27 protein-coding genes are annotated in these 25,127 nt (G+C 42.8%); 10 read left to right on the forward strand and 17 right to left on the reverse strand.

Features of this window, described 5'->3' with window-relative positions; translation table 11 throughout:
* Positions 1-52: 52 nt before the first annotated feature.
* A complete protein-coding gene (locus ACHUGF_RS08520; RefSeq protein ID WP_394130393.1) occupies positions 53-850 on the forward strand; it encodes a DUF1338 domain-containing protein in 798 nt (265 codons plus the stop codon).
* 98 nt (positions 851-948) lie between these two features.
* Here ACHUGF_RS08520 and ACHUGF_RS08525 read toward each other — a convergent pair whose 3' ends face one another.
* The 4 genes from ACHUGF_RS08525 to crp all read right to left on the reverse strand — a co-directional run bounded on the left by ACHUGF_RS08525 (position 949) and on the right by crp (position 4,009).
* Positions 949-2,295 (reverse strand): ATP-binding protein, encoded by a 1,347-nt coding sequence (locus tag ACHUGF_RS08525; RefSeq protein WP_394130395.1) that lies wholly within the window; start codon positions 2,293-2,295, stop codon positions 949-951.
* Positions 2,292-2,966 (reverse strand): response regulator transcription factor, encoded by a 675-nt coding sequence (locus ACHUGF_RS08530; RefSeq protein ID WP_394130397.1) that lies wholly within the window; start codon positions 2,964-2,966, stop codon positions 2,292-2,294. The genes ACHUGF_RS08525 and ACHUGF_RS08530 overlap by 4 nt, the downstream gene beginning before the upstream one ends.
* Complete coding sequence (locus tag ACHUGF_RS08535) at positions 2,947-3,291, reverse strand: hypothetical protein (protein ID WP_394130399.1); 345 nt, start codon at positions 3,289-3,291, stop codon at positions 2,947-2,949. The genes ACHUGF_RS08530 and ACHUGF_RS08535 overlap by 20 nt, the downstream gene beginning before the upstream one ends.
* An 82-nt stretch (positions 3,292-3,373) precedes the next feature.
* A complete protein-coding gene (crp, locus tag ACHUGF_RS08540; RefSeq protein ID WP_011864391.1) occupies positions 3,374-4,009 on the reverse strand; it encodes a cAMP-activated global transcriptional regulator CRP in 636 nt (211 codons plus the stop codon).
* A 311-nt stretch (positions 4,010-4,320) separates the two neighbouring features.
* On the opposite strand from crp, the gene ACHUGF_RS08545 reads away from it, so the two are divergent.
* Positions 4,321-5,097, forward strand: a complete 777-nt coding sequence (locus ACHUGF_RS08545) for a tetratricopeptide repeat protein (protein ID WP_394130626.1) — start codon at positions 4,321-4,323, stop codon at positions 5,095-5,097.
* A 211-nt stretch (positions 5,098-5,308) separates the two neighbouring features.
* Here ACHUGF_RS08545 and ACHUGF_RS08550 read toward each other — a convergent pair whose 3' ends face one another.
* The 3 genes from ACHUGF_RS08550 to ACHUGF_RS08560 form a co-directional block, all read right to left on the reverse strand.
* Positions 5,309-6,205, reverse strand: a complete 897-nt coding sequence (locus ACHUGF_RS08550) for a phosphoribulokinase (RefSeq protein WP_394130400.1) — start codon at positions 6,203-6,205, stop codon at positions 5,309-5,311.
* A 189-nt stretch (positions 6,206-6,394) separates the two neighbouring features.
* A complete protein-coding gene (locus tag ACHUGF_RS08555; protein ID WP_394130402.1) occupies positions 6,395-6,628 on the reverse strand; it encodes a YheU family protein in 234 nt (77 codons plus the stop codon).
* Positions 6,625-7,599: a hydrolase gene (locus tag ACHUGF_RS08560; RefSeq protein WP_394130404.1), complete on the reverse strand. Its 975-nt coding sequence runs from the start codon at positions 7,597-7,599 to the stop codon at positions 6,625-6,627. Before ACHUGF_RS08560 ends, ACHUGF_RS08555 begins: the two co-directional genes overlap by 4 nt.
* 116 nt (positions 7,600-7,715) lie before the next feature.
* On the opposite strand from ACHUGF_RS08560, the gene ACHUGF_RS08565 reads away from it, so the two are divergent.
* The 6 genes from ACHUGF_RS08565 to arsJ all read left to right on the forward strand — a co-directional run bounded on the left by ACHUGF_RS08565 (position 7,716) and on the right by arsJ (position 13,964).
* Positions 7,716-8,237, forward strand: a complete 522-nt coding sequence (locus ACHUGF_RS08565; RefSeq protein WP_394130405.1) for a TAT leader-containing periplasmic protein — start codon at positions 7,716-7,718, stop codon at positions 8,235-8,237.
* Positions 8,238-8,316: 79 nt separating this feature from the next.
* On the forward strand, positions 8,317-9,900 hold the full coding sequence (locus ACHUGF_RS08570) for a GMC family oxidoreductase (RefSeq protein WP_394130408.1): 1,584 nt from the start codon (positions 8,317-8,319) through the stop codon (positions 9,898-9,900).
* Between the two features lie 63 nt (positions 9,901-9,963).
* The gene (locus ACHUGF_RS08575; protein WP_394130410.1) at positions 9,964-10,884 is read left to right on the forward strand and encodes a hypothetical protein; all 921 of its coding nucleotides are present in this window, start codon (positions 9,964-9,966) and stop codon (positions 10,882-10,884) included.
* 460 nt (positions 10,885-11,344) lie between these two features.
* Complete coding sequence (locus tag ACHUGF_RS08580) at positions 11,345-11,695, forward strand: metalloregulator ArsR/SmtB family transcription factor (protein ID WP_394130412.1); 351 nt, start codon at positions 11,345-11,347, stop codon at positions 11,693-11,695.
* A gap of 26 nt (positions 11,696-11,721) precedes the next feature.
* On the forward strand, positions 11,722-12,729 hold the full coding sequence (locus ACHUGF_RS08585) for an ArsJ-associated glyceraldehyde-3-phosphate dehydrogenase (RefSeq protein ID WP_394130414.1): 1,008 nt from the start codon (positions 11,722-11,724) through the stop codon (positions 12,727-12,729).
* A gap of 8 nt (positions 12,730-12,737) precedes the next feature.
* Positions 12,738-13,964 (forward strand): organoarsenical effux MFS transporter ArsJ, encoded by a 1,227-nt coding sequence (gene arsJ / locus ACHUGF_RS08590; protein ID WP_394130628.1) that lies wholly within the window; start codon positions 12,738-12,740, stop codon positions 13,962-13,964.
* 33 nt (positions 13,965-13,997) lie between these two features.
* Here the strand turns inward: arsJ and ACHUGF_RS08595 are convergent, their stop codons facing one another.
* Both ACHUGF_RS08595 and ACHUGF_RS08600 read right to left on the reverse strand, forming a co-directional pair.
* On the reverse strand, positions 13,998-14,519 hold the full coding sequence (locus ACHUGF_RS08595; protein ID WP_394130416.1) for a DUF2390 domain-containing protein: 522 nt from the start codon (positions 14,517-14,519) through the stop codon (positions 13,998-14,000).
* A gap of 3 nt (positions 14,520-14,522) precedes the next feature.
* A complete protein-coding gene (locus ACHUGF_RS08600) occupies positions 14,523-16,433 on the reverse strand; it encodes an ABC transporter ATP-binding protein (RefSeq protein WP_394130417.1) in 1,911 nt (636 codons plus the stop codon).
* Between the two features lie 136 nt (positions 16,434-16,569).
* On the opposite strand from ACHUGF_RS08600, the gene ACHUGF_RS08605 reads away from it, so the two are divergent.
* Positions 16,570-16,767 (forward strand): YheV family putative zinc ribbon protein, encoded by a 198-nt coding sequence (locus ACHUGF_RS08605; protein ID WP_394130419.1) that lies wholly within the window; start codon positions 16,570-16,572, stop codon positions 16,765-16,767.
* Between the two features lie 66 nt (positions 16,768-16,833).
* Here ACHUGF_RS08605 and ACHUGF_RS08610 read toward each other — a convergent pair whose 3' ends face one another.
* The 8 genes from ACHUGF_RS08610 to sfsA form a co-directional block, all read right to left on the reverse strand.
* Positions 16,834-17,358 carry a DUF4124 domain-containing protein gene (locus tag ACHUGF_RS08610; protein WP_394130421.1) on the reverse strand — a complete coding sequence of 175 codons (525 nt, stop codon included), beginning with the start codon at positions 17,356-17,358 and terminating at the stop codon, positions 16,834-16,836.
* A 292-nt stretch (positions 17,359-17,650) separates the two neighbouring features.
* A complete protein-coding gene (gene panC, locus ACHUGF_RS08615) occupies positions 17,651-18,496 on the reverse strand; it encodes a pantoate--beta-alanine ligase (protein WP_394130422.1) in 846 nt (281 codons plus the stop codon).
* 102 nt (positions 18,497-18,598) lie between these two features.
* Entirely contained in the window at positions 18,599-19,393 is a 795-nt protein-coding gene (gene panB, locus ACHUGF_RS08620) for a 3-methyl-2-oxobutanoate hydroxymethyltransferase (RefSeq protein ID WP_394130424.1), read from the reverse strand.
* 81 nt (positions 19,394-19,474) lie between these two features.
* Complete coding sequence (gene folK, locus ACHUGF_RS08625; RefSeq protein ID WP_394130426.1) at positions 19,475-19,957, reverse strand: 2-amino-4-hydroxy-6-hydroxymethyldihydropteridine diphosphokinase; 483 nt, start codon at positions 19,955-19,957, stop codon at positions 19,475-19,477.
* Positions 19,958-19,959: 2 nt separating this feature from the next.
* Positions 19,960-21,297 (reverse strand): polynucleotide adenylyltransferase PcnB, encoded by a 1,338-nt coding sequence (pcnB, locus tag ACHUGF_RS08630; protein ID WP_394130428.1) that lies wholly within the window; start codon positions 21,295-21,297, stop codon positions 19,960-19,962.
* Positions 21,298-21,456: 159 nt separating this feature from the next.
* The gene (gene gluQRS / locus ACHUGF_RS08635) at positions 21,457-22,317 is read right to left on the reverse strand and encodes a tRNA glutamyl-Q(34) synthetase GluQRS (protein WP_394130430.1); all 861 of its coding nucleotides are present in this window, start codon (positions 22,315-22,317) and stop codon (positions 21,457-21,459) included.
* Between the two features lie 60 nt (positions 22,318-22,377).
* Positions 22,378-22,821 (reverse strand): RNA polymerase-binding protein DksA, encoded by a 444-nt coding sequence (dksA, locus tag ACHUGF_RS08640; protein ID WP_394130432.1) that lies wholly within the window; start codon positions 22,819-22,821, stop codon positions 22,378-22,380.
* A gap of 117 nt (positions 22,822-22,938) precedes the next feature.
* Positions 22,939-23,643, reverse strand: coding sequence for a DNA/RNA nuclease SfsA (sfsA, locus tag ACHUGF_RS08645; RefSeq protein ID WP_394130434.1), 705 nt, complete (start codon positions 23,641-23,643; stop codon positions 22,939-22,941).
* A 202-nt stretch (positions 23,644-23,845) separates the two neighbouring features.
* Between sfsA and pepB the strand changes: the two genes are divergently transcribed.
* Positions 23,846-25,123 (forward strand): aminopeptidase PepB, encoded by a 1,278-nt coding sequence (gene pepB / locus ACHUGF_RS08650; RefSeq protein WP_394130436.1) that lies wholly within the window; start codon positions 23,846-23,848, stop codon positions 25,121-25,123.
* Positions 25,124-25,127 lie beyond the last annotated feature (4 nt).

The raw sequence follows: 25,127 nt of genomic DNA on the forward strand, positions 1-25,127 counted from the left end.
TGGGCTACGCGTCAAACTAGTAGTCCATCATATTTTTACAAGGAGTTTTAGCGTGCATACAGATGTGAATTCGCTCTTTGCCGAGTTATGGCAAGACTATATTAAAATGACGCCTTCAGCGGCAAAAATCCACCAACTGCTTGGTCAAGGTGCGCCGATCATTAACGACCATATCGCACTAAGAACATTCAATATTGCTAAAGTCAATTTAGCTGTGCTGGCTGAGCATTTTCTGTCAATTGGCTACAAGGCTTGTGGCGACTACAATTTTGAGCAGAAAAAACTGGTTGCTAAACACTTTGAGCATCCTGACCCAACCCAGCCAAAAGTGTTTATTTCTGAGCTTTTAGTCGAGGAGTTTAGCCCTCAATTACAAGCAGCAGTTAAAGGCTTTGTAGAGCAGATGGATGCAAGTGTGACTACCGCGGATAATTTCATCTATTCAGGCCGTCATTGGGATGTTGATATTGCCACTTATCATGCTTTACAAGCTGAAAGTGAGTATGCAGCTTGGGTTGCTGCGTTAGGTTATCGTGCGAACCACTTTACCGTGTCGATTAATCATCTGCCAAATTTTGACGATATCATTGCAGTGAATCAATCGCTTAAAGATGCTGGTTTTGTATTAAATAGTGCTGGTGGTGAAGTAAAAGGTTCTCAAGAGGTACTACTTGAGCAGTCATCGACCATGGCTGACAAGATGGTAGTTAAGTTTTCTGATGGTGAGCTGGAAATCCCAACTTGCTTCTATGAATTTGCTAAACGCTACCCTATGGATAATGGTGAGATTTACACTGGGTTTGTTGCGGCCTCTGCCGATAAAATCTTTGAAAGTACCAATGCTCAATAGCATGTTGGTATTTCAGTAAGCTATGCAAGCTGAAAATAAGTTTGCATACTAGCCAAGCAAAAAAGGTCACATAATGTGACCTTTTTTATATCTGTACTTTAGGTTAATTGGTTACTGGTAAACCTGATATGCACAGCTAAACCTGACAGTGTTTGGCTGTTATGGAAGCGTAATTCAAAACCATATTGTTCGCAGATTTCTTTTACAATTGATAATCCAAGTCCATGACCTATAACTGCTTCATCGAGGCGAGTTCCCCGATCGGTTAATAGCTGTAATTCTTCTTGTTTCACACCTGGGCCATCATCTGAGATGACAATGCACTGTACTTGCTGTTCATCCTTATACAGCTGAACAGTTACATTGCTCTGCGCCCACTTAAACGCGTTATCAAGCAAGTTACCAAACAACTCCATGCCATCTTCGCGGTGGATAGGTATACGCAGAGTATTAGACTGATTATCTATCGTTGCTTGAATAGATTTATGATGATGGACTTTATTAAGTGTTGAAAGCAGACTTTCAAAATCTTTAGGGACAGCCATTTGAGCTGCTGGAAGCATGTCTCCAGTGACTCTGGCTGCAGCAAGTTTACGTTCAACCATTTGTCTAATACTGTCTAACTGCTGCTGCATTGCTTGAGCTGCTTCAGGGTCGCTTAACCCTAGTGCCTCCACCTGTTGTTGCATAACGGCGAGTGGTGTTTTTAAACCATGGCTTAAGTTGCCCAAGTTGTTTCGACTGCGTTCAATCTGTTTAGATGTATAGTCCAGTAATTCATTGTAGGTTTCTGCAAGCGGGATGATTTCTTGGGGTATTTGATCGACTTCAAGACGATCAATTTCACCATCTCTTAGCTTAGCTAAAGAAGCTTGCACTTGTTTTACCGGCTTAAATGATTGACGCAAAATGAGAATAATGCCGACTAACATTGAAAACAGCATGGCAATATTAATCGCGAGTTTAACGCCAAAGACTTCACTGAATACTCGTCTACCAATACTTAAATCTTGGGCAACGGTCAGTGTGGCAGTGAGGTCTGTATTAGGGGCACCAATTGCAATAGATAACAATTGAATATCATTATTCTTCGGACCTTTGGCTTGCCAAGAGCGAGTTGCATTGGCCTCTAATAATTTCACATTGAGCTCAACATCCCACAGTGAGCGTGAGCGAATCACTTTATCAGGCAGGTTTAGTTGATAATAACGCCCTGAATAAGCTGGATTATAAAAGCTGGAGAGTTGGCTTTTATCAATGAGTAGCTCACCGTCTTCTAAACTGGTGGCTAAGATAATATGTTCTAAGTCTTCTTCTAAGCGATTGATTATGGAGTCATGAAAAGCTTCTCTTAGCATAGACTCAAATAATATCAGCCCAGTGACAGTACCAACAATGATAAGGCCACTAAGCCAAAGACTGAGCTTAGAGCGAATGGAGATCATTCAGTCAAACCGTGGAAGATATATCCTTGACCACGACGGGTTTCAATAGCTGTTTTGCCGAGTTTTTTACGTAAATGGGTCACATAAACCTCAACTACGTTACTCTCTTTTTCATCGTCGAACTGATATAACTTATCGGTTAGTTGCGCTTTAGATAACAGCTTTTTAGGTGACATTAAAAAGATTTTCAATAATCTAAATTCCATTGCTGTTAACTCATACTCATCTTCACCAATAATGACTTTTTGCTCGTTTTCATCAAGGGTGACACCAGCATAACTGAGCTGGTTCGATGTGGTATTCATACGACCATGAGCACGGTGAATAAGTGCTTGAATGCGAGCGAGCAGCTCTTGTGCATGGAAAGGTTTGCCTAAGTAGTCATCGGCGCCAGCATTAAAACCTTCGACTTTTTCATGCCATTGGCTTCGCGCTGTTAGCATGATTACCGGTGTCATAATGCCTTGTTCTCGCCAAGATTCCACCAAGCTAAGGCCATTTCCATCAGGAAGGCCAATATCAAGGATAACGCAATCGTATTGAGTTTCTTTTATGAGGTAGTCAGCTTCAACGGCTTTATCAGTAATGTCAGTGACATAACCTGCTTGTTTTAGCTGCTTTTCAAGCTCAGTGACTAAAAGTGGATTATCTTCAACGAGTAACAGTTTCATTTTGAGTACATTCACTTGGTAATTGTGTCATGGATTCTAGCATACCATTGACTGCATTGAGTTTAATATCGATCAATTGATTTTCATTAACTCTTAATTGCAGGTTGTAATGTAATTTATCGAGACTTTGATAGAGTCTGGCGTCGACCAGTTGGCCATTACAAAACTGGTTAATCCAATTCAGTGAGTAATCAAGAGACTTGATTTGACCAGATGCCACTAATTTTTGCGCCTGATCGTGCTCAAGCTCTAACGGAGTAATAATTGTACTTTGGCTAACGATAAGTGTGCTTAGGCTAAGTAGAAGGCCTGAAGACGTACTCATGTTTTACTCCCAAAAAAAGTGGTGACCAGAATGACTGAGCACCACTTTAAATATTTAGGCTTAAAACAAGCTGAACCTTAAATTAACGCGTGCCGTACACCACGATTGTTTTACCGTGAGCTTGAATAAGGTTTTGTTCTTCAAGCATTTTTAAGATGCGTCCTACCGTTTCACGTGAACAACCAACAATTTGGCCAATTTCTTGTCTCGTGATCTTGATCTGCATACCGTCTGGGTGCGTCATGGCATCAGGTTGCTTCGCTAGGTGCAACAAAGTTTGAGCAATACGGCCTGCAACATCTAAGAATGCAAGGTCACCCACTTTTTGGCTGGTGCTTTGTAAGCGGTAAGCCATTTGTGATGACAACTTCATTAAAATTTCAGGGTTGACTTGAATCAGCTGCTTAAATTTCTTGTAAGAGATTTCAGCAATCTCACAAGCTTGTTTAGCACGTACCCAAGCAGTACGCTCAGCTTGTTCTTCAAACAAGCCCAATTCACCGATGAAGTCGCCTTGGTTTAGGTAAGACAATATCATTTCCTTACCTTCTTCGTCCTTGATCAGCACGGCGACTGAACCTTTAACGATGTAATAAAGCGTATCAGAGTCTTCACCAGCGTGGATCAAGGTGCTTTTGGCTGGGTACTTGTGGATGTGACAATGTGAAAGAAACCACTCCAAAGTAGGGTCTGGTTTAGGTTTACCAATCAAAGCCATAGTTAAGCTCCTAGATTTAAATAAATTAAGTATTCTCTAATTAAGTATCATACGCAAGAGGCAATCACAAAACATTGATACAGATCGAATAATTTCGAGCGCATATTTTATTATAACTTGCTAAGCATTTGAGTTATTTTGTCTTATTTGCGAGCGAGGTCAATAAAAATGTGTATTTTACCGCATATGTCACGGATAATTATGCTGTTAGTGGGTGTTTTTTATTGCGTTACCCTTATGAGTTGATTAGTGTTACTGATAAGCATTTTCAGTTGATGTATTGTCGTGTGAGGTTAGGTTTGAATTTGTCTATGTTTTCTCGATTCACTCGAGGTTTCCTCTTAGTATCAGTGTTTACTATAAGCGCTCAGGTTCAATCGTTTTCTATTCCGCAAACTGAACAAACTGCTATAGCAAGTAAGGTCCTAGGTATTCAATATCGTGCGGCTCAAGGTGACAAAGATGCACAATACCTATTTGGGCTAATGAACCTTGCTGGGCGATATGTAGACAAAGATATTGAAACTGGCCGACTGTGGTTAGAAAAAGCCGCCAACTTGCAACATGCTAAAGCGCAACAGGCCTTGGCTGATTTAACCTATGAAGGTAAATTGTTTGACCAAGATTTGGCTGTCGCCGAGCACTGGTACCAACTGTTAGCTGAAACAGGCAACAAGTGGGCTAACTTTCGATTAGGCTTTATATATTCTGCAGGCGGTAACGGTGTTGAGCGTAACTGTGGTAAGGCCATGGAACAATTTACTGCAGTGGGTGATGATATCTCATTGGGTAATGTTGCTTGGATTCTGGCTACCTGCCCAGAAGCTGAGTACCGAGATGGAAGTAAGGCGTTGGATTTATCGTTGCGCTTATTAGAGTCTAATCAAAATGACCCAACCATGTTAGATAACTTGGCCGCTGCCTATGCTGAAATAGGGGACTTTTCTCTCGCTGTGGATACGCAGCTAAAAGCCATTGATGCGTTAGAGCAAAGCCAAGACATTGCCAACCTAGATGAATTTCAATTGCGATTAGAGCAATACCGTAACCAGCAAGCTTACCGAGAAATTATCCCTCTACTTAATTAAGATTTTAATAGAGAAAAAGTTGGTAGGTTTCTAAAGTGAGTATTTAATGAGACTCGCGAACGCAGATGATCGACAAGAAGGTTAAGGTGCGTCGATGTACTCATGATACCAACAAAACAGATGGGGGAATCGATACCCGAGTACATCAACTATCGTTATTTCTTTGAAATTCCGATGGGCGCTATTTTAGCGATGGATACTTAAATCAAACTTAACCTTGTTCAAGATCATCTAGCTTTTGCAGCTCAAGTCGCTTATCCATTAACGCTTTGATTAATGGTGTTAAAATCAATTCCATTGCTAATGACATTTTACCACCAGGCACAACAAGTGTATTCACTCGAGACATGAATGAGCCTTGGATCATGTTGAGGTAGTATTGAAAGTCTACATTTTTAATCCCACGAAAACGGATCACGACAAAGCTCTCATCTAAGCTAGGAATATCTTTAGCACTAAAAGGGTTCGAGGTATCAACTGTTGGTACACGTTGAAAGTTAATATGAGTGCGCGAAAATTGTGGCGTCATGTGTTGAATATAATCATCCATACTGCGAACAATTGACCCCATGACTTTTTCGCGACTATGACCGCGATCTTTGGTATCGCGAATGATTTTTTGGATCCACTCTAAATTGACGATTGGCACCATGCCAATCAGTAAGTCCACATGCTGGGCCACATTCGCTTCATCAGTCACAACACCACCATGCAGACCTTCGTAATACAACATGTCAGTATTAGGTGGTAGATCGCGCCATAAGGTAAATGTGCCAGGCATTTGATTGAAAGGCACTGCTTCATCAAATGTGTGCAAGTAACTTCGGGTTTGGCCATTACCAGTACTTGCATAGCTAGCAAAACATTCTTCAAGCTTGACGAAATTATTGGCTTCGGGGCCAAAGTAGCTAATATTCTGGTTTTCAGACTGGGCTTTGCGGATCAATACTTCCATTTCTGCCCGAGTAAAGTTGTGAAAACTGTCGCCCTCAACAAAAGCTGCATTGATCCCTAGTTGTCTGAAAATATGGGTAAATGCAGTGGTGGTTGTCGTTGTACCTGCACCTGAAGAACCTGTTACAGCAATAATAGGGTGTTTGGCTGACATGCTTTCCGCCTAATGTTAAAGAGGGTTAAAGTGATGTTGTTGTTTTTATTTAGAGCAATAGTTATACGGTAATCTAGTCTGTTAGGTCAAATTACCTCACATAAGTGACAGCGCAAAGACAGACTAAAAGATACATCTCGCATTAGCGAAAGTTCAGCTTTGTATGAACTTTGCTCTTCCAAGCAACGATTACAACAGTTGGTCTTTCGCTTTGATAGCAATCGTTTCATCTTCTTCACTGAATTCGACGACTAATTCACCTGATTTTAGTTTCTGTTTACATAGTGCTATTGCTTGGATTAATTGCGCTTTACTGGCTTGATCAAAACCACCATCTTCCACTTGCGTAATCAGATGCTCCTTGATCATTTGCTCAAAAGTTTCTTGGGGTAAATTAAGTAAAGCATCAAAAGGTACTATCACGAATCACCTGAAATATTGAAAAAGTCTAATACACGTTGCTCAATATAATACCTTGGATTCCATGGGGAACCACCATTAATAAAGCCGACATGCCCACCACGATGATGCAGCTCATATTCCACTTGTTCGGATAGCTGCTCCTGTGTTGGGATAACATCATCAGTCATAAAGGGATCGTCTTTGGCATGAATAATGAGTGTTGGCACGGTAATATGTTGCAAATACCCAATACCACTTGCTCTTTGGTAATAGTCTTGAGCTCCTTTAAAGCCGTGTAATGGGGCGGTAATTTGATCATCAAATAAGTAGAAAGTGTTGAGTTGCGCCAATTGCTCTTGTGCAATAGGCATGCTGGCTACCATTGATGGTGTGTCTAATTTATCTTGCATTTTTTGCTGCAGCTGTTTGATGAGGTAGCGTTGATACACAGTGGAAAATCCCCCCTCAAGACGTTTTGCGCACGCGCCTAGTGCTAAAGGTGCTGAAACGACAACTGCGCGAGTCAATCGACTGCAATCTTGATAAGTACCCTGATATTTAGCCAGTACGTTACCGCCTAAGCTGTAACCCACTGCATAAAGTGGTGAATTAGGATAATGCTGATGAAGCTGTTCTAACGTAAAGGCGACATCTTCAATATCACCACTATGATAGCTGCGCGTCAGTCTATTTGGTTCACCTGAACAGCCACGGTGGTGATGCACCACAGCACAAATACCAGCCTCTTTGGCTGCATTAAGCATACGTCTTGCATAGTGACTGCTTGCACTGCCTTCTAAGCCGTGAATTATCACCATTATTGCTTGACCGTCTAGCGGCGTACCTTGCCAATCTAAGTCAATAAAATCACCATCAGGCATTTCTTGTCTTTGCCTGCGTGTTCTTGGCTGAGTCACTTTTGTGAGCACGGGTAATATGGTTTGAATATGTGGGTTTAACGCCCACCAAGGCGGTGAAAATGCAGTTTTCATACTGAGCTATAAATGCCGGTGTTGGTAAAAGTTTAAACGTATGTTTAAATGAAGGTGTAAGCTACTTTAACATATTCAACAAACTAACAACATGTTAGCGTTTTTTGGGGGGGAAGATGAAAAGACGCACCTTACTGACAGGCGCTTTTGTTGGCACTGCAGCACTTGCGCTTGGTGTGCAGCTGATACCATCTTCCTTTGAAAGTTCTGAGCAAGACACTGAACAAAATAGTGAACATCGTCTTTTATTTGCCGCGCTCATTCCTGTGCTACTTGATGGTGCGTTACCACAAATTTCAAGTCATCGTGAACAAGCGATTAATCGAACCTTAGATGCCATAGGGGCAACTATTTCAGCGCTCCCAGAAACGCAACAAGAAGAATTGGAAGATCTTTTACAAAAAATGGAATCACGTTTTTATTTATTGTTCCTATCGGGCAGCATGACGCCCGTTTTGTTAAAGCAACCTGATGAGCTTATCGATATGCTTGAGTCTTGGCGTAATCATTATACTGCGTTATTGCAAAGTGCTTATGTCGGTCTAAGGGAAGTCATTATGGCGAGCTATTATTCTTGTCCTGAGCACTGGGCTCGGATGCAATATGCTAAGCCTAACTTTATTGTAAACGCCGAGTAATCTCCCCGAATTATCAACATACTTTTTGTTGGTTCATTGTATTTATCTGGCGTCTTAAGCAGAGTATAAGGAGTTTTTGTTGGCCATTTCAGATCCTATAAAAGTTGGTTTAGCGTCAGGTTGGAAGCATATTAATGCAAGTACGTTAGTCACTGATACTCACTTAGAAGCCGATGTTGTTATTGTTGGTACGGGGGCCGGTGGTGGGACCGCTGCGGAAATATTAACCCAAGCTGGACTTTCTGTGATTATGGTTGAAGGCGGCGCATTAAAGTCTTCTAGCCATTTCGATATGGAAGAACGTACGGCGTATCCAAACCTATACCAACAAGCTGCAGCGATGAAAACGGCAGATAAAGGCATAGGGATTTTTCAAGGGCGCAGTGTCGGTGGCTCAACAACCATCAATTGGACTACTTCAATCCGTACTCCTGAACCAACATTAGCGTATTGGGCGGCGAAGAAGTCAGTCCAAGGCTTGTCCGGTGATGAACTCAAACCTTGGTTTGAGAAAATGGAACAAAGACTCAACATTAGCGAATGGACATACGAGCCGAATAAGAACAATGCTGTGTTGAAACAAGGTTGTGAAGCGCTAGGTTGGGAATACACTGTTATTAAGCGTAATGTCAGTGGTTGCTGGAATACAGGATATTGTGGCATGGGGTGCCCAGTTAATGCTAAGCAATCTATGTTAGTGACCACCATTCCAAGTGCACTTGAGCAGGGTGCTACGCTGGTTTCCCAAGCTAAAGTAATTGATTTACAGCATGATGATAACAAGGTGTCAGGGCTCACAGCCATTGCTCAAACTCAATTAGGCAAACCGCTCACAACTAAGATCCACTTTCATGCAAAACATTATGTGTTGAGTGCTGGTGCGATCCACACTCCAAGTATTTTAATGCGGGCTCAAACTCCCGATCCATACCAATTGCTTGGTAGAACATTTCTGCATCCTTCATTATTATCTGGCGCTTTATTTGATGAACAAGTCAATGGGCACAATGGTGCGCCACAGTCTATTTACTCAGATCAGTTTGTATGGCCACAAGGCGACCCTAACAAGATGGGCTATAAGCTGGAGTCTGCGCCAGTTCATCCTGTGTTGATTGCATCGAAAACCATTGGCTATGGGGAAAGTCATGCACAATTGATGGAGAATTTTAATCGTATTCAAGTGCTTGTTGCGCTTGTGAGGGATGGCTTTAACCCTGATACCATGGGTGGCCAAGTACATTTGACTGACAATGGCTTTAACTTAGATTACCCATTGACTGATACGTTCTGGAATACTGCGCGAAATGCCTACCTTTCTATGGCTGAATTGCAGTTTGCGGCTGGTGCAAAGCAAGTGTTGCCGATGAATGACGGCTTAGTATTTCAATCATCATGGCAGCAGGCGAAGCAAACGATTGAAAATATGGATCTGGCTTTATTGAAAACCATTGTGGCTTCAGCGCATGTGATGGGTGGTTGTCCTATGGGGGAAGATAAATCTCAATCAATGATTGATAGCTATGGTAATTCCCATTATCTGGAAAATTTATCTGTATTTGATGGCTCTATGTTCCCGACTAGTTTAGGGGCTAATCCTCAACTATCCATTTATGGCATAGTTGCTCGTAATGCTACTGAGTTAGCTCGAAGGCTCAAAGTCTAACGGTTTGTATTAACGTGGTTTTGGTCTAAAATTCAACCAAACTTGTTGAAGGGCTAGGCTATAGTGGTTTTCACGGGGGGTGCTAATAAACTTTTTCGAATTATTATTCTGCTCACAGTAGTGGCTATTGCCAGCTACGCTATGGCATGGGCAAGTGAAAACCCCGTCAAAGATACCATTAAAATTGTTAAAGCTCGCAAGATTAATGACCTTCGGGCTCAGTATAACTTTACCGTATTACGCCGGGCAATGGAGCTAACCAAACCTGAATTTGGTGAATACAGTATCCAAACGGTTGAACAAAGGATCCCCAGTACACGACTTAGACAGCTCATTGTTGAAGGAGATGTCATTAACACTGCGATGGCTGTGACCAATAATGAGTGGGAGCGCTCAGCGCTGCCTGTCCGTATTCCATTACGTCGGGGCATATTGAGTTATCGCTTACTACTGACCCATAAAGAGCAGTTGGTAGAATTTGCAAAAATTACTACAGTCAAACAGCTTAAACAAAAAAAAGTAGGGCTACTACGCCATTGGTCAACTTGGGAAACAATGACAAACCTTGGTTATCATGTGGTGAATTCTTATAGTTATGAGTCTATTTTTACCATGCTAGATAGGCAACGGTTTGACTATGTGCCACGTGGTATCCATGAGATTTACGAAGAGCTTGAGTTACGTGAGCAGCAGTTAACTGGGCTAACAGTAGAGCCTAACCTTGCCCTATATATTCCTGCACCTTTTTATGTGTTTGTTTCCCCTAACCAACCTCGTTTACATCAAAGGTTAAGCCAAGGGCTGGAGCTTATGGTGCAACAAGGGGAGTTGGCCAGCATGCTAAAGCTATATTATGCAGACTATATTGAGCGAGCAGCAATTGCTAAGCGGGTAATATTGGATGTTGGAAACCCAGTATTACCTGAAAAAACGCCTATTGATCGCAAGGAACTCTGGATTAGCTGGGATGATATGAGTAAGTAAGCACTTTTTCGCTTGCGCGGTAGGCATTAGTTATATTGCTCGTCAGCTTATAAAGTAAGTACAAGGTACATAATCCAAATCCACATCTTTATAAATCTTATGACTATGTTCCTTTCTTTAGCTGTGATGTTAATCGATGCCCTAAGGTTTAGAGCAACATCTAGTAGTATTCAGTCTCAATTCATATTATTCACTCGCCCAGCTAATTCATAATATGAGTGAAATTATTGGTCAAATATAAAATAAAATCTCTCAAATCCATACCCATGCCTATACCCACATGTGGCCTTTTTCGTTAAGACTGGAGATTACTGCATGATGAGCACATCTGTCATCAAACTGTCACTTTACATATATGATATTTCATATATACTTTTGCGCATATATTAGCCCAGCCTATTGATAGGTACCAGTTTCAAACCGTATCGTTAATTCAAATAGGCATTTTGATGGAGTCACTATGCTGACAGCGATTGATTTTTATAAAGCACTTGCGGATGACACGAGGCTGAAGTGTATTTTACTTATTACTCAGGAAAATGAGCTGTGTGTGTGCGAGTTAATGGAGGCACTTCAGGAAAGCCAACCTAAAATTTCGAGACACCTCGCTCAGCTACGCAAAACCGGCGTGTTGCAAGACCGTAGGCAAGGACAGTGGGTGTTTTATGAATTATCAGCTGAGTTACCTCAATGGATGAAACAGGTATTAACGACGAGTTTGACTAATAACCAAACTTATTTATCAAACAGTTATGATCGCCTAGCAAAGATGGGTGACAGACCACAGCGATTGAATAGTTGCTGCAAATAATCAGGTTGAACTAAGAGGAAACCCTAATGACGATTAAAGTAGGTATTAATGGTTTTGGCCGTATGGGGCGTTTAAGTTTGCGTGCCGCATTTGACTGGCAGGACGTCGAATTTATTCAAATTAATGACCCTGCAGGTGATGCAGCAACCTTAGCGCATTTATTGAACTTTGATTCTGTACACGGCACTTGGCAGCATGAAGCCACAGCAGAAAATAATACGATTAATATCAATGGTCATCGTATTTGTTGTACTGCCAATAAAGCCATTGCTGACACAGATTGGTCTGAATGTGATGTTGTGATTGAAGCTTCAGGTAAAATGAAAACCAAAGCTATTTTACAATCATATCTTGATCAAGGTGTTAAGCGTGTTGTAGTAACGGCGCCGGTGAAAGAAGAAGGTGTGTTGAATGTGGTAATGGGGGTAAATGACGACCTTTATGACCCACAGCAACACCCAATTGTGACCGCAGCATCTTGTACCACCAACTGCCTAGCGCCAGTGGTTAAAGTACTCCACGAAAAGTTGGGGATTAAGCATGGCTCAATGACGACGATTCATGACATCACCAATACTCAGACGATTATCGATGCGCCGCATAAAGATTTGCGCCGTGCTCGCGCTTGTTCAATGAGTTTAATCCCAACGACCACAGGCTCAGCAACGGCAATTACACACATCTTCCCTGAGCTAAAAGGTCGCTTAAATGGTCATGCTATTCGCGTACCGTTACTAAATGCTTCTATCACAGACTGTGTGTTTGAAATGAACAAACCCACCACGGTTGAAGAGATTAATGCTTTATTGCAAGATGCTGCAGATAATGAGCTTAACGGTATTCTTGGTTTTGAAACTCGTCCGCTAGTGTCGATTGATTATCGCACCGACCCACGCTCAGCCATCATTGACGCCATGTCGACTATGGTGGTTAACGATACTCAAGTGAAGCTTTATGTTTGGTATGACAATGAGTGGGGTTATGCAAACCGCACAGCAGAGTTAATGCGCAAGGTTGCTTTGTTGGATAAATAATGATGTCAATGCTAGCTAAGTTACAGGCACTACCGAGTGCCGTAAAACAATATTTAGTGGTAACCGGTAATTACTGGGCGTTTACCTTAACAGATGGTGCACTGCGCATGCTGGTGGTGTTGTACTTTCATCAGCTTGGGTTTGACCCATTATCGATTGCAATGCTGTTTTTTTTTTATGAGCTCTTTGGTGTTGTTACTAACTTAGTTGGCGGATATTTAGGGGCCAAGATCGGCCTCAACCGCACCATGAATATTGGCTTAGGTCTGCAAGTGTTTGCCTTAGCGATGTTACTGGTGCCGACAAGCTGGTTAACCATTGTGTGGGTGATGATAGCCCAGGCGTTATCGGGTATTGCTAAAGATCTCAATAAAATGAGTGCCAAGAGCAGCATTAAGCTGCTTGTGCCAGATGATGCCCAAGGTAAGTTATACCAATGGGTCGCTATTCTTACTGGTTCTAAAAATACCTTAAAAGGGGTTGGCTTCTTTTTAGGTGGTGTGCTGTTAACCTGCTTTGGATTCCAGCTCGCTATTTTAATCATGGCGGTCGCATTGGCTTTGGTATGGGTGTTAAGCCTTGTTTTGTTAAAGCAGGATTTAGGTAAGGCAACAACTAAGCCTAAGTTTTCTCAGCTGTTTTCTAAAAGTCGTGCTATCAACTATTTATCAGGGGCAAGAATGTTCCTGTTCGGCGCGAGAGATGTCTGGTTTGTGGTGGCTCTACCTGTGTTCCTTGCAAGTCAGTTTGATTGGGATCATTGGTATGTCGGTGGCTTTATGGCCTTATGGGTGATTGGATACGGCATAGTACAAAGTTTTGCGCCTCATTTTACCGGTAAGAAGCAAGGTAAAGTGCCTGATGGTAAAGCAGCGTTTATCTGGGCTGCGCTTCTGGCTGGTATTCCCGCGTTAATCGCATTATCGCTTTCCTATGAAGTCGCGATAGAGACGGCGCTGATTGGTGGTTTGATGCTGTTTGGTGTGGTGTTTGCCATTAACTCTTCATTACATAGTTATCTGATCGTCAGTTATGCTGACGGTGATGGCGTGTCGTTAGATGTCGGCTTTTATTATATGGCCAATGCTATGGGTCGTCTTATCGGTACCGTTTTGTCTGGCTGGTTATTTGGCAGTTATGGCTTGGTGGTTTGTTTATGGGTATCTGCAATATTTGTGGTGATGGCCGCGCTATTATCATTAAGCTTACCAAGGCATACTCATTCCGAGGTTTAATACTCTCATCACAAAAATGTATTGCTGAGGGAACTAGCGTGTTAAATCTTCAGCAGCAAGCTGATAGCACGCTAGATATGCCTGCAAATTATGTTGGCTCTTAGCTAGGTGCTTGGCTTGGTCTAACTGATTGGTGTTAATGCTGAACTCTCGTAATTGCTCATGCTCGTCTGGCGTGAGCAATTTATCCAGTTGTAGTGTGATTAACCTTTGGCATTGATGCTCAAGGGTTAATTCTACAGTCAGCATTTGCTGGTATTGTGGCTTGCCCAACTGCTTTTTTGCCTGTCGTCGCGCTTGGCGATAAGGTTTCAAAACTTGTTTATCCCAATTTGAAATAGCATCAATCAGGCTATGCCATTGAGCTTGGCTTAGTTCAATGTCGGCGTTATCAAGACATTGGGCTAGCAATAACAAATTCACATTTAGCTGGTGGTTATCTTGCTGGTCAACATAAAACGACGGCTGTTGCAGGTATGTGTGCTCGCACAGTTGCCAAATTGCATCATGCCACTGTGGTAATAATCGTGATAATACCTGCCCAGACAAACTCATGGTTTATTCAGCTTCCATGGCTTGTTCAATCTGTTCAATTTCTTCTTGGATGGTTAACCAGTCCATCTCACTTTCTTCCATTGATTGTGTCAGCTGGGTGCGTTCGTCTAACACTTGCTTAAGTGTGGTTTTGTTTTCTGCATCATACAAGCTTGTATCGGCGAGCAAATTCTCTAACTCTGCTAATCGACTGGACCACTTTTGTTGCTCAGTTTCGAGTTTGGCCTGACGTTTTCTAAAAGGCGACAGTTTTTGCCGAAGTTCGGCTTGTAGCCTCTTTTGCTGTTTCTTATCAACTTGTGGTGCACTGGCTTTTTGAGGTGCATCAGCCGCTTGCTGGGCTTTAGCTGCATCTAATAACCATTGATGGTAATCATCTAAATCACCATTAAAGGGGCTGACATTCCCGCTATCAACTAGGTAATAATCGCTACAACTCAACCTGAGTAAATGACGGTCATGGGACACAATTACCATGGCACCTTCAAAGGTCTGCAATGCCACGGTTAATGCATGGCGCATTTCTAAGTCTAGATGGTTAGTCGGTTCATCGAGTAACAATAAGTTGGGACGTTGCCAAACCAGCAATGCTAATACAAGGCGTGCTTTCTCACCGCCTGAGAATGGTTTAACAGCTGATAAGGCCATGTCTCCATCAAAACCAAAGCCCCCAAGGAAGTTTCTAAGCTCTTGCTCTCTAGCATTGGGTGCGAGGCGAGATAAGTGCTGCATTGGCGTTTCATCAAGGTGTAAGAATTCAATTTGATGCTGGGCAAAGTAACCAATGTTGAGGCCTGGGTTTGGTTGGTAAACCCCTGAGCTGGCATTTAACTGTCCTGCTAGTAACTTTATTAAGGTGGATTTACCCGCACCATTACGTCCTAAAAGGCCAATACGAGCACCGGGTACCAGATTTAGCTGAACTTTATTTAAAATAGTAATATCGCCGTAACCCACAGCCACTTTTTCCATCGCAACGAGTGGATTGGGTAAGGCATCAGGTGCTTTAAATGCCATTTGGAAAGGGCTTTGTGCGTGAGATGGCATTAACTCAGCCATTTTTTCTAGCGCCTTTAGTCGGCTTTGAGCTTGTTTGGCTTTACTGGCTTTATAACGAAAGCGATCAACAAATGATTGCATATGCGCGCGTTCTTTTTGCTGGCGTTCATAAGCGACTTGTTGCTGCGCCATTCGCTCAGCACGAATACGTTCAAATGAGGTGTAATTGCCTTTATAGAAGTTTAGCTTTTGATGCTCTACATGGACAATTTCATCGACAATACCATCGATAAAGTCTCGGTCATGACTGATGAGGATTAACGTACCTTGATAGGTCTTAATCCAACTTTCTAACCAATATGTGGTGTCTAAGTCTAGGTGGTTAGTGGGTTCATCGAGTAATAATAAATCTGAGCGGCACAGCAGCGCTTGTGCAAGGTTTAAGCGCATGCGCCAACCACCAGAGAAGCTTTTTACCGGATTAGTTTGCTCTGCCTCATTAAAACCAAGGCCCGCTAAAAGTGCGCCTGCACGAGCATGAATACTGTAACCACCTATGGCATCAATTTTACCGTGTATGGTTGCAATGGCATTGCCATCGTCTTGTTGCTGAGCCTTGGCCAATTGTGTCTCAAGTTGGCGGTACTCGGCATCACCATCGATGACATATTCAATGGCGCTGGTTTCTAATGCTGGCGTTTCTTGTGCTACCGCAGCAATTTGCCAGCCTGAAGGTAGGCCGAACTCACCTTTATCTAATTGTAAATTCCCCATGATCAATGCGAGCAACGACGATTTACCGGTACCGTTTGCACCCACAAGGCCCACTTTGTGTCCTGGGTAAACAGTGAGTGTGGCTTCGTCGAGTAATGTCTTACTGCCGCGAATTAGTTGGGCTTGGCTGATGTTGATCATGAATAGCAACTTGAGGTGTACAAAATAAGTGGCGCGATCATACCTGAATTCAGCATTTTTTCCCACTAAGGTGGGACGTACAATGGTCATCCATGGCAAAATGTCACCAAACAAGAATGCAAACAATGAGCTGTGGATGTCAAAAATTAAAAAACGCTTTGTGGCAGGGGCTAAATGCCCGAAATGTGCCGCCCAAGATAGCATTGTGTTATTTATGGACAATGGAATAGAAACGGTTGAATGCACTGATTGTGATTATCGTGAACAGCAAACGGATAACCAGGTTAAGCAGCAATCGAGTGGTGATATGATTGGGGTATTTAAGCCTGATTAAATACCGGTTTAGCCCAAGAACAGAAAAAGGCGCGTTAAGCGCCTTTTTGGTATTTGATGAAGCCGTTTACTGACTCATAAATAAGTCGGCTGGTGTATCAGAGGTAATTTTCATTTTATGTTGATTAAGAAGTTGAATCACACTGAGATTATTATTCATTAAGTCATCATAACGCTTATTGATTTCTGCTAATTCAATGCCGTAGCTTGGATCGTCTTTATTGCCTGATTGCCAGTAGTGCTTGCGATCAAGTTTCTGTAATTCACTTGCTCTCAAAATATCGTAATAGCTATTTTCTTGTTGTAGACGATATATTTCTGCATTAAGTAGCTGCAGTAGTTTTTCTTTTGAGATGGTTTGTTTTTTGAGTAGTGCTTTTAACGGATCGTTTTTAATGGTTTTTTTGTCAGAGTCGGTTTCTGTGGTGATCCCAAGATCGTACTCAATTTTGTGCTGACGAAACTCTTCAGGACAAACAGTATGGCTAAATACAACCTTATCATTTTGCATGCATTTGTATATCGTATTCGTATCCGCCTGAGCTGAGCAGGGGATAGCGAGTAGCATGAATATGAACAGTCTTTTTGCCATGCGGCCACAGATCCTTTTGTAAAGCTATAATGCACCTATCTCGAGGGGTATCACAGTTTTACCGCATTAAAAGTGTAGGAGTATTCCATTTAGCGTCGATAAACTTATGTGATCCAAGCATTTCCGAGAGGAATTGTTAATCACTATGGTTCAATTTTACAGATAAAACCAGTTTTTTAACAACTGATTTTTGACATTTGACGCTAAATGTCATTAATTTTTATGTGGTTACGCTGTTTCCTGTTGCATAGTGTTACAAAGTGAATGTTTTTCAAGGTAATTAGCGAAAGAATTAACGGTTAAAGCATTGATTGTCGATTAACCTTGCTTTACCTAAATAGGCTGCTGCGACAATCACTAGTTCACTATCACTGGGCTGGGCTTTAGCGAGTGTTTTAGCACTGCGTACTTCAATATAATCTACCCTAAATCCAACTTGGGTGATGTATTGTGATGCGGCTGATATTGCTTGTTCAATAGGGATGCCTTGCTGAATATCGCTTGCTATTTGATCCATTGCTTGTTTAAGGCTAGCTGCGCGGTGTTTCTCACCTTCAGTTAAGTAGCCATTGCGAGAACTCATAGCAAGGCCTGAAGCTTCCCTAATGGTTTCTACGCCGATGATTTCAATGGGCAAAGATAGGTCTTCAACCATGGTTTTGATGACGAGCAATTGCTGAAAGTCTTTACGTCCAAATAATGCGACATCTGGCTGAACAATATTGAATAGTTTATTAACAATGGTGGCGACGCCTTTGAAATGCCCAGGTCTACTTGCGCCGCACAGCTCATCGCCAAATTCAGGGACTTCAACATAGGTTTGTTGTGCTAACCCTTTCGGATAAATGATGTCAGGCGTAGGCATAAATAACAGATCTGCACCCGCGGCGATGAGCTTTTGGCTATCCCGCTCATAAGTACGAGGGTAACCATCAAAGTCTTCATTTTGACCAAACTGCATTGGGTTAACGAAAATAGACACCACAATATGATCAGCGTACTGCTTTGCTTGCTCAACTAACGTGATGTGACCTTGGTGAAGATTACCCATGGTCGGCACAAACGCAACACGTTTTCCCTCGCGCTTCCATTGCGTGACTTGGGTACGTATATCTTTGATGAGTGCCGTCGTTTTCATGCCGCTTGCCTATGTTTGTTCTTATGTAATGTTCGTCGCTGCGTTCTTGCTGCTGATTATTTTAGCCAAGTAAACGTGCTGCTTAATCTTTGTATATTGAGCTTAGTTAAACGTGTGTTCGTCACCAGGAAATAAGCCTTGTTCAACTTCTTCAATATAGGCCTTCACTGCCGAGCGAATTTCACCAGTTTGTTTTAAGTAGTTCTTTGAAAAACGTGGAATATAACCGCTGGATATGCCCAGCACATCGTGCATGACTAGAATTTGGCCGTCAGTGTCTTTACCCGCACCAATACCAATTACTGGAATCGTTAACGCTTGTGAAATTGTTTTGGCTAACGCTGCAGGAATACACTCTAGTACTAGCAGTTGCGCACCGGCAGCTTGCATTGCTTTGGCTTCATTAATGATACGCTTTGCATTGTCGCTGTCACGACCCTGTACTTTAAAGCCACCAAACACATGAACAGATTGCGGAGTGAGTCCTAAATGTGCACAAACAGGAATGCCTCGTTCAGTCAGCATTTTCACGCTTTCAAGTAACCAATCTCCACCTTCTACTTTGACCATGCTCGCACCAGCTTGCATTAGCTTTGTTGCGTTGGTTAATGTTTGCTCTGGGGTGGCATAACTCATAAATGGCATGTCAGCAATCAGTAGTGTTCGTTCGATACCGCGCCTTACACAAGCTGTATGATAAGCAATATCATCCACAGTTACTGGCAGTGTATCGCTGTGTCCTTGTAATACCATGCCCATTGAGTCACCGACTAACAATACATCAATGCCTTCACTGTCAAATGCGCCGGCAAAACTCGCGTCATAGGCGGTTAATGCTGTGATTTTTTTTCCTTCTTGCTTGAATTTAATCAAGGTTGAACTGGTAACTTTTGACATATCTGAACTCTTACGGACTAATGAATGAACATGAAAAGATATTGGCAGAGCTTACCGTGTTGCCGAGTTAGGTTAAATAGTCTAACTAATTTTTTCTAACTCATCTCGCATTGTTGCACTAATCAATTGTTGGATTGCTCTGCCGCAGGGTAACACTAACTCTGGTGAAATTTGTTCAAGAGGGATAAGTACAAAGCTACGTTGTTTCATCCCGTAGTGCGGCACGATTAACCTGTCGGTAATAATGGTTTGTTGACCATAAAGCAACACATCTAAATCTAGGGTTCGAGGGCCCCAGCGCACTAGGCGTTCTCGGCCCTGTTGCTGCTCTATTTGTTGAAGTGCATCGAGCAGTTCGATAGGCGTTAATGCTGTTTCAAAGTAAGCAACAGCATTAACGTAATCAGGTTGAATCACATCGCCCATCGGTACTGAGCGATAGTAAGATGACACTGTCACTTGTCCATTTTCAGCCAGTGCTGTTAATGCTGTGACAGCTTTATCTAATTGTTTTTCGGGGCTGTTGAGATTAGCTCCGAGTGCGATGTAGCAACGGGTAAGCATGGTTACTCACTAGCAGGCTTTTTACTGGCAGGCTTTCTGCGACGTTTACGCTGATTGGCGTTTCGGTTACGCGAATTACCTACACGGCTTTTCTTTGCAATTTCTGAGCGGCCTTGTTCATCAGCGTTAATAAAGTCAGTCCACCATTGTGCATTCTTAGCTGGCGTGCCGCCTTCTGCTTCACCGCGCAATAGCAGTAAGTCATAAGCTGCTCTGAACTTAGCATTTTCTAGTAGTTTAAATGCTCGGGTATTTTGGCTGCGCTCTAAACGTAACTGTAATAACCAAACATCCTTCGCTGGTGTGCTAAATCGTCTTGGAATGCTGATGGTTCGGCATTGTTGTTCCATGACATCACCCATAGCAGCCACGTGCGCATCATATGTGTTCAATCCACTTTCAACGGCAATATCATCAGCACGTTGTTTTAATGGGTACCACAGCATCGCCGCATAGAAAAAAGCAGGGGTGACAGGTTTGTCTTGGATGACTCGTCTATCCGTGCTGTCCATAATGGCTTTAAGCATTTTTGACATAGTGCCGTTTGGTGCTTCGTTCAGTAACTGCTGCACCTGAGGGAAAAGCGGTGCAAATAAACCAAAGTCTTGCATCATGTCGTAATTAGCTTTTGCTTTGCCAGAGAAGAACAGCTTAAGTACTTCTTCATACATGCGTGCGGCGGGGATATCACTCAGCAATGGCGCTAATGCAGGGATTGGATCTGCAGTACGAGGCTCAATTTGCATATCTAGTTTGGTGGCAAAGCGCACTGCTCGTATCATGCGAACAGGGTCTTCACGGTAACGAGTTTCTGGGTCGCCAATTAAGCGAATGGTACGGGCGCGAAGATCTTGGATACCGCCACTGTAACTGTGGATAGAAAAGTCGCTGATATCGTAGTAAAGCGCATTGACGGAAAAGTCACGGCGTTCGGCATCTTCATCAATTGTGCCGTAAACATTGTCTCTGAGTAATCGGCCTTCAGCATTGGATTTAGAAATTTTATCACTCTTGTTGTCGTGATGACCTCTAAAGGTGGCAACCTCAATGACATCACGACCAAACACTATGTGTGCTAATCTAAATCTGCGTCCTACTAAACGACTATTTCTAAATAGGCGTTTGATTTCTTCAGGTGTTGCATTGGTTACGATATCGAAGTCTTTAGGTTCTAGACCCAATAAAATGTCACGCACACCACCGCCAACCAGGTATGCTTTATAACCTGACTTACTTAGGCGATATAACACTTTCAATGCATTTTCACTGATTTGTCGGCGTGAAATATCGTGACTATCGCGTGGAACGATTGTCAGGCCTGATTCATCTGCTTCAGGCAATATTTCTTCTGGGGCTGTTTGATTATTGTCAAAAAGCTGCTTGCAGAATTGGCTAATGCGGCGAAAAATAACACACCTCGTATTACAAAATTGGATTGATTAAAAATCTGGCGGCTATGATATACCCAACGCAGTTAATATGCGAGTTTCACAATGGGCTTAAATCAATATTTCAGCTTGTTTTGGCACCAAATTAATATCGAACTGTGATACAGCTTGAGCCAACATGGTATCAACGTCATCAATATCAACTTGAGATTGCCCTAAAAATTGCAGCGCTGCATTAATACTCGCTTGTGGTGCTTTATCATTAATTGCTTGTGCATGGTTTTGTTTAGACAGCTTAAATCCCGGCTCTAAACAGGCTACAGGTAAGTGTAACCAACTTGGATGTGGCAAGTTGAGCTGATTGAACAAGCTAAGTTGCCGGCAACTTGATGTCAGCAAATCACTGCCTCTGACAACTTCAGTGATCCCCTGAAAAGCATCATCTAGCACTACCGCCAATTGATAGGCATAGAGTCCATCTCGACGCTTGATGATGAAGTCTTCACTGGCAAAGGCGGTATCAACACTCACTTGTCCCATAACTACATCAGTAAATTGTGCCACTTGTGCCACATTACATACGCGTACAGCGCCTTCTTGGTTCAACGGTGTTAATGATTTGCAATGGCCATTATAAATGCCTCCCATTGCTTGCACCTGTTTGCGAGTGCACTGGCAATAATAGGCTTGTTGATGACTAAGTAAATCATTAATACATGATTGGTATGCATCATGGCGCTGGCTTTGATAAAGCACACTGCCGTGCCAATGCAGGCCAAAAGCGTCGAGTGTGCGCAGGATATTATCACTGGCGCCTGCAACCTCTCTTGGAGGGTCGAGATCTTCCATTCTGACCAACCATTGGCCGTTAAGTGAATGTGCTCTTAAATAACTGCCAAGTGCAGCAATCAATGAACCAAAATGAAGTGGACCTGAGGGGGATGGTGCGAAACGACCGATGTAAGCTGACATATTGGCTTTACTTGTCAGAAAATAAAAAAGGGTGAGCAAGCTCACCCCTGATTAGCTGGATTAACCCGCCATTTGCTTTTCTTTGATCTCTGCGAGTGTTTTGCAGTCGATACATTGGTCAGCAGTAGGGCGAGCTTCTAAGCGGCGAATACCAATTTCAATGCCGCAAGAGTCACAATAGCCAAAATCGTCATCTTCGATTTTTTGAAGCGTTTTCTCAATTTTCTTGATCAGCTTACGTTCTCGGTCACGGGCACGAAGCTCTAAGCTAAACTCTTCTTCTTGAGCTGCACGGTCAACAGGATCCGGGAAGTTAGCCGCTTCATCTTGCATGTGGTTCAATGTGCGGTCGACTTCTTCACGTAACTGGTTTCGCCATGCTTCTAAGATCAACTTGAAATGCTCAAGCTGACCATCATTCATATACTCTTCACCAGCGGTTTCCTGGTAAGCTTCCACACCAGCGATAGCGAGTACGCCAAGTTTTTTATTGCCTTCAGGCATAACGCATCTCCTGTAAATAATTGCGTTTTAAGGGCGTCTTTATTTTAAGGCCGATATCTATAGCAGAATCTAATATGCGTGGCAAACTTTTTAACAGCTAATTTATTGTTTTATGATCTATACAATAAACTGACATGGGTGAGTTATTTGCCCGCCTTCAACTGACATCTCGACTTTATATGCCAGTACTTCTACGCCCTTATCAAGCGCTTGCATGAGTAAGTCTGCGTACTGTGGGTCAATATGCGCTGCTGCTTTGACGGTTGAAATTCCACCGTGCTGTACCACAAACAATAATACAGCGCGGTGACCTTGCTGCACCATTGCCATTAATTCTCTTAGGTGTTTTTGCCCACGAGTGGTAACAGCATCAGGGAAGTAACCTTGGCCATCTTCAAGAAGTGTGCAGCTCTTAACCTCAATATAACACTTTGGTCTTAATTGGCTAGTCAGTAAGATGTCTATGCGGCTTTTTTCATCACCGTACTTTACTTCTCGCTGCAGTTTTTCATAGTCGCGTAACTCTTCGATAGTGCCATTATTGATTGCCTGTTCAGCAAGGGCATTAGCATTACCAGTATTGATACCAATTAAATGGCCTTGATTATCTTCCATCAATTCAAAGGTATGTGGGTATTTGCGCTTAGGGTTGTCGGACGTCGAATACCAAACGCGATTACCTTCAAACAAACAGTTACGCATAGAGCCTGTATTTGGACAGTGGATAGTAATGTGTTGGCCACCATCAGTGACAATGTCTGTTAGAAATCGTTTGTATCGCTTAATGAGGCGACCTGATTGTAGTGCTGGTGAATGTTTCATCAATTACAAGTAGATAAGAGAGAGTGGCATGATGTTAACAAATTTTTTGCTTGGTAGTTGATCTGTTAACTGACTACACTAAGCATCCAAAATGTAGATCGCATTATTATTTACTCAAATTGAACAGTGGGTTCCCCCTAATAATACGAAATTATAATAAGCCAGCATCAGTTTGGCATTTAGCTTTCACAAGGAAAATACCATGGCATTTATGAAGGTGACATTAACTCATGAGGCGATTAGTGGCCCATGGGGAGCATCAGATATTAGTTTCAGTGGTGAGCAAGCAAACATTCACTTAGGTGTGGCGCAGCCGCTTCGCCAAGTTCAGTCTGCGGCGCGCAAATTACGCTCTCAAGGCATTAACCAAGTAACGCTGATTGGCGATGTATGGGATGTGCATTCTCAATGGGCTTTTGCACAAGGTTTCGCGACAGCTAAGCCAGCTTTTGAGATTCAATGGACAGGCAGTGAAGCAGATAAGCAACTATTGACCAACCAGTTTGACGCTGCATCTTTTGCTAAGGCGCTTACCAATGATACACCAGAAAATGTTTCACCAATGAACCTTGCAACACGCGCGGCAGATTGGTTGAAGGCAATTGGCGGTGATGCTGTTACGTATAACATTATCGAAGGTCAAGCGTTACTTGAGCATAAATGGGTAGGTATTCACGCTGTCGGTCGTGGTAGTGAGCGTCCGCCAGCTATGCTGGAACTGGATTATAATCCAACAGGTGATGACAATGCAGAAGTTGCTATCGCGCTAGTAGGCAAAGGCATTACTTTTGATTCAGGTGGTTATAGCATTAAGCCTTCTGAAGGCATGCTAACCATGAAGTGCGATATGGGCGGTGCTGCAACCGTGACAGGGGCGCTAGGTTTAGCAATCAAGTCTGGTTTAAATAAACGCGTCAAGTTGTTCTTATGCTGTGCAGAGAATCTGATTAGCGGTCATGCATATAAGTTAGGTGATATCTTGACTTACAAAAACGGCGTGACTGTGGAAGTGGTAAATACCGATGCTGAAGGGCGTTTAGTATTAGCTGATGGTCTACAAGCTGCGTGTGAATCTGGTGCCAAGTTGGTGATTGATGCTGCGACATTAACGGGCGCAGCGATGATGGCTGTGGGCAGTAATTACAATGCAATTTTCTCGCCTCAAGCTGAGACCTTAAATAAGGCACAGCGATGCGCATCACAAGTCGCTGAACACGTGTGGCCACTACCACTAGACCCGTGGCATAAAGACATGTGTCCATCTCCTTATGCTGACACCGCTAATAGTCGCCCAGTCAAAGGTGGCGGAGCCGGTGGCGCATCTAATGCTGCAGGCTTCTTATGGCGCTTTGTGTCAGATGATGTGAACTGGCTGCATATGGATTTAGCTGCTGCATTTGAAAATAACCATGGTGCTATGTGGTCAGCCGGTGCGACTGCACACGGTGTATTAACTATTTCTCAAATGCTTCAAGAGTAGTGAG

Origin of the sequence: Shewanella maritima (assembly GCF_043643735.1) — a bacterium.
In the GTDB taxonomy this organism is placed as follows: Bacteria; Pseudomonadota; Gammaproteobacteria; order Enterobacterales; family Shewanellaceae; genus Shewanella; species Shewanella maritima_A.

What these genes read in the sequence shown, in the direction of transcription:
- dksA (WP_394130432.1), bottom strand. Translation starts at nt 22,821, where the DNA reads ATGCCTGAAGGCAATAAAAAACTTGGCGTACTCGCTATCGCTGGTGTG.
- ACHUGF_RS08530 (WP_394130397.1), bottom strand. Translation starts at nt 2,966, where the DNA reads ATGAAACTGTTACTCGTTGAAGATAATCCACTTTTAGTCACTGAGCTT.
- gluQRS (WP_394130430.1), bottom strand. Translation starts at nt 22,317, where the DNA reads ATGTCAGCTTACATCGGTCGTTTCGCACCATCCCCCTCAGGTCCACTT.
- sfsA (WP_394130434.1), bottom strand. Translation starts at nt 23,643, where the DNA reads ATGAAACATTCACCAGCACTACAATCAGGTCGCCTCATTAAGCGATAC.
- ACHUGF_RS08560 (WP_394130404.1), bottom strand. Translation starts at nt 7,599, where the DNA reads ATGAAAACTGCATTTTCACCGCCTTGGTGGGCGTTAAACCCACATATT.
- folK (WP_394130426.1), bottom strand. Translation starts at nt 19,957, where the DNA reads ATGCTTACCCGTTGCTACATCGCACTCGGAGCTAATCTCAACAGCCCC.
- ACHUGF_RS08565 (WP_394130405.1), top strand. Translation starts at nt 7,716, where the DNA reads ATGAAAAGACGCACCTTACTGACAGGCGCTTTTGTTGGCACTGCAGCA.
- ACHUGF_RS08605 (WP_394130419.1), top strand. Translation starts at nt 16,570, where the DNA reads ATGTCAAAAATTAAAAAACGCTTTGTGGCAGGGGCTAAATGCCCGAAA.
- panB (WP_394130424.1), bottom strand. Translation starts at nt 19,393, where the DNA reads ATGTCAAAAGTTACCAGTTCAACCTTGATTAAATTCAAGCAAGAAGGA.
- ACHUGF_RS08550 (WP_394130400.1), bottom strand. Translation starts at nt 6,205, where the DNA reads ATGTCAGCCAAACACCCTATTATTGCTGTAACAGGTTCTTCAGGTGCA.
- ACHUGF_RS08545 (WP_394130626.1), top strand. Translation starts at nt 4,321, where the DNA reads ATGTTTTCTCGATTCACTCGAGGTTTCCTCTTAGTATCAGTGTTTACT.
- ACHUGF_RS08610 (WP_394130421.1), bottom strand. Translation starts at nt 17,358, where the DNA reads ATGGCAAAAAGACTGTTCATATTCATGCTACTCGCTATCCCCTGCTCA.
- ACHUGF_RS08595 (WP_394130416.1), bottom strand. Translation starts at nt 14,519, where the DNA reads ATGAGTTTGTCTGGGCAGGTATTATCACGATTATTACCACAGTGGCAT.
- ACHUGF_RS08525 (WP_394130395.1), bottom strand. Translation starts at nt 2,295, where the DNA reads ATGATCTCCATTCGCTCTAAGCTCAGTCTTTGGCTTAGTGGCCTTATC.
- ACHUGF_RS08580 (WP_394130412.1), top strand. Translation starts at nt 11,345, where the DNA reads ATGCTGACAGCGATTGATTTTTATAAAGCACTTGCGGATGACACGAGG.
- panC (WP_394130422.1), bottom strand. Translation starts at nt 18,496, where the DNA reads ATGAAAACGACGGCACTCATCAAAGATATACGTACCCAAGTCACGCAA.
- ACHUGF_RS08600 (WP_394130417.1), bottom strand. Translation starts at nt 16,433, where the DNA reads ATGATCAACATCAGCCAAGCCCAACTAATTCGCGGCAGTAAGACATTA.
- arsJ (WP_394130628.1), top strand. Translation starts at nt 12,738, where the DNA reads ATGCTAGCTAAGTTACAGGCACTACCGAGTGCCGTAAAACAATATTTA.
- ACHUGF_RS08535 (WP_394130399.1), bottom strand. Translation starts at nt 3,291, where the DNA reads ATGAGTACGTCTTCAGGCCTTCTACTTAGCCTAAGCACACTTATCGTT.
- ACHUGF_RS08585 (WP_394130414.1), top strand. Translation starts at nt 11,722, where the DNA reads ATGACGATTAAAGTAGGTATTAATGGTTTTGGCCGTATGGGGCGTTTA.
- crp (WP_011864391.1), bottom strand. Translation starts at nt 4,009, where the DNA reads ATGGCTTTGATTGGTAAACCTAAACCAGACCCTACTTTGGAGTGGTTT.
- pepB (WP_394130436.1), top strand. Translation starts at nt 23,846, where the DNA reads ATGGCATTTATGAAGGTGACATTAACTCATGAGGCGATTAGTGGCCCA.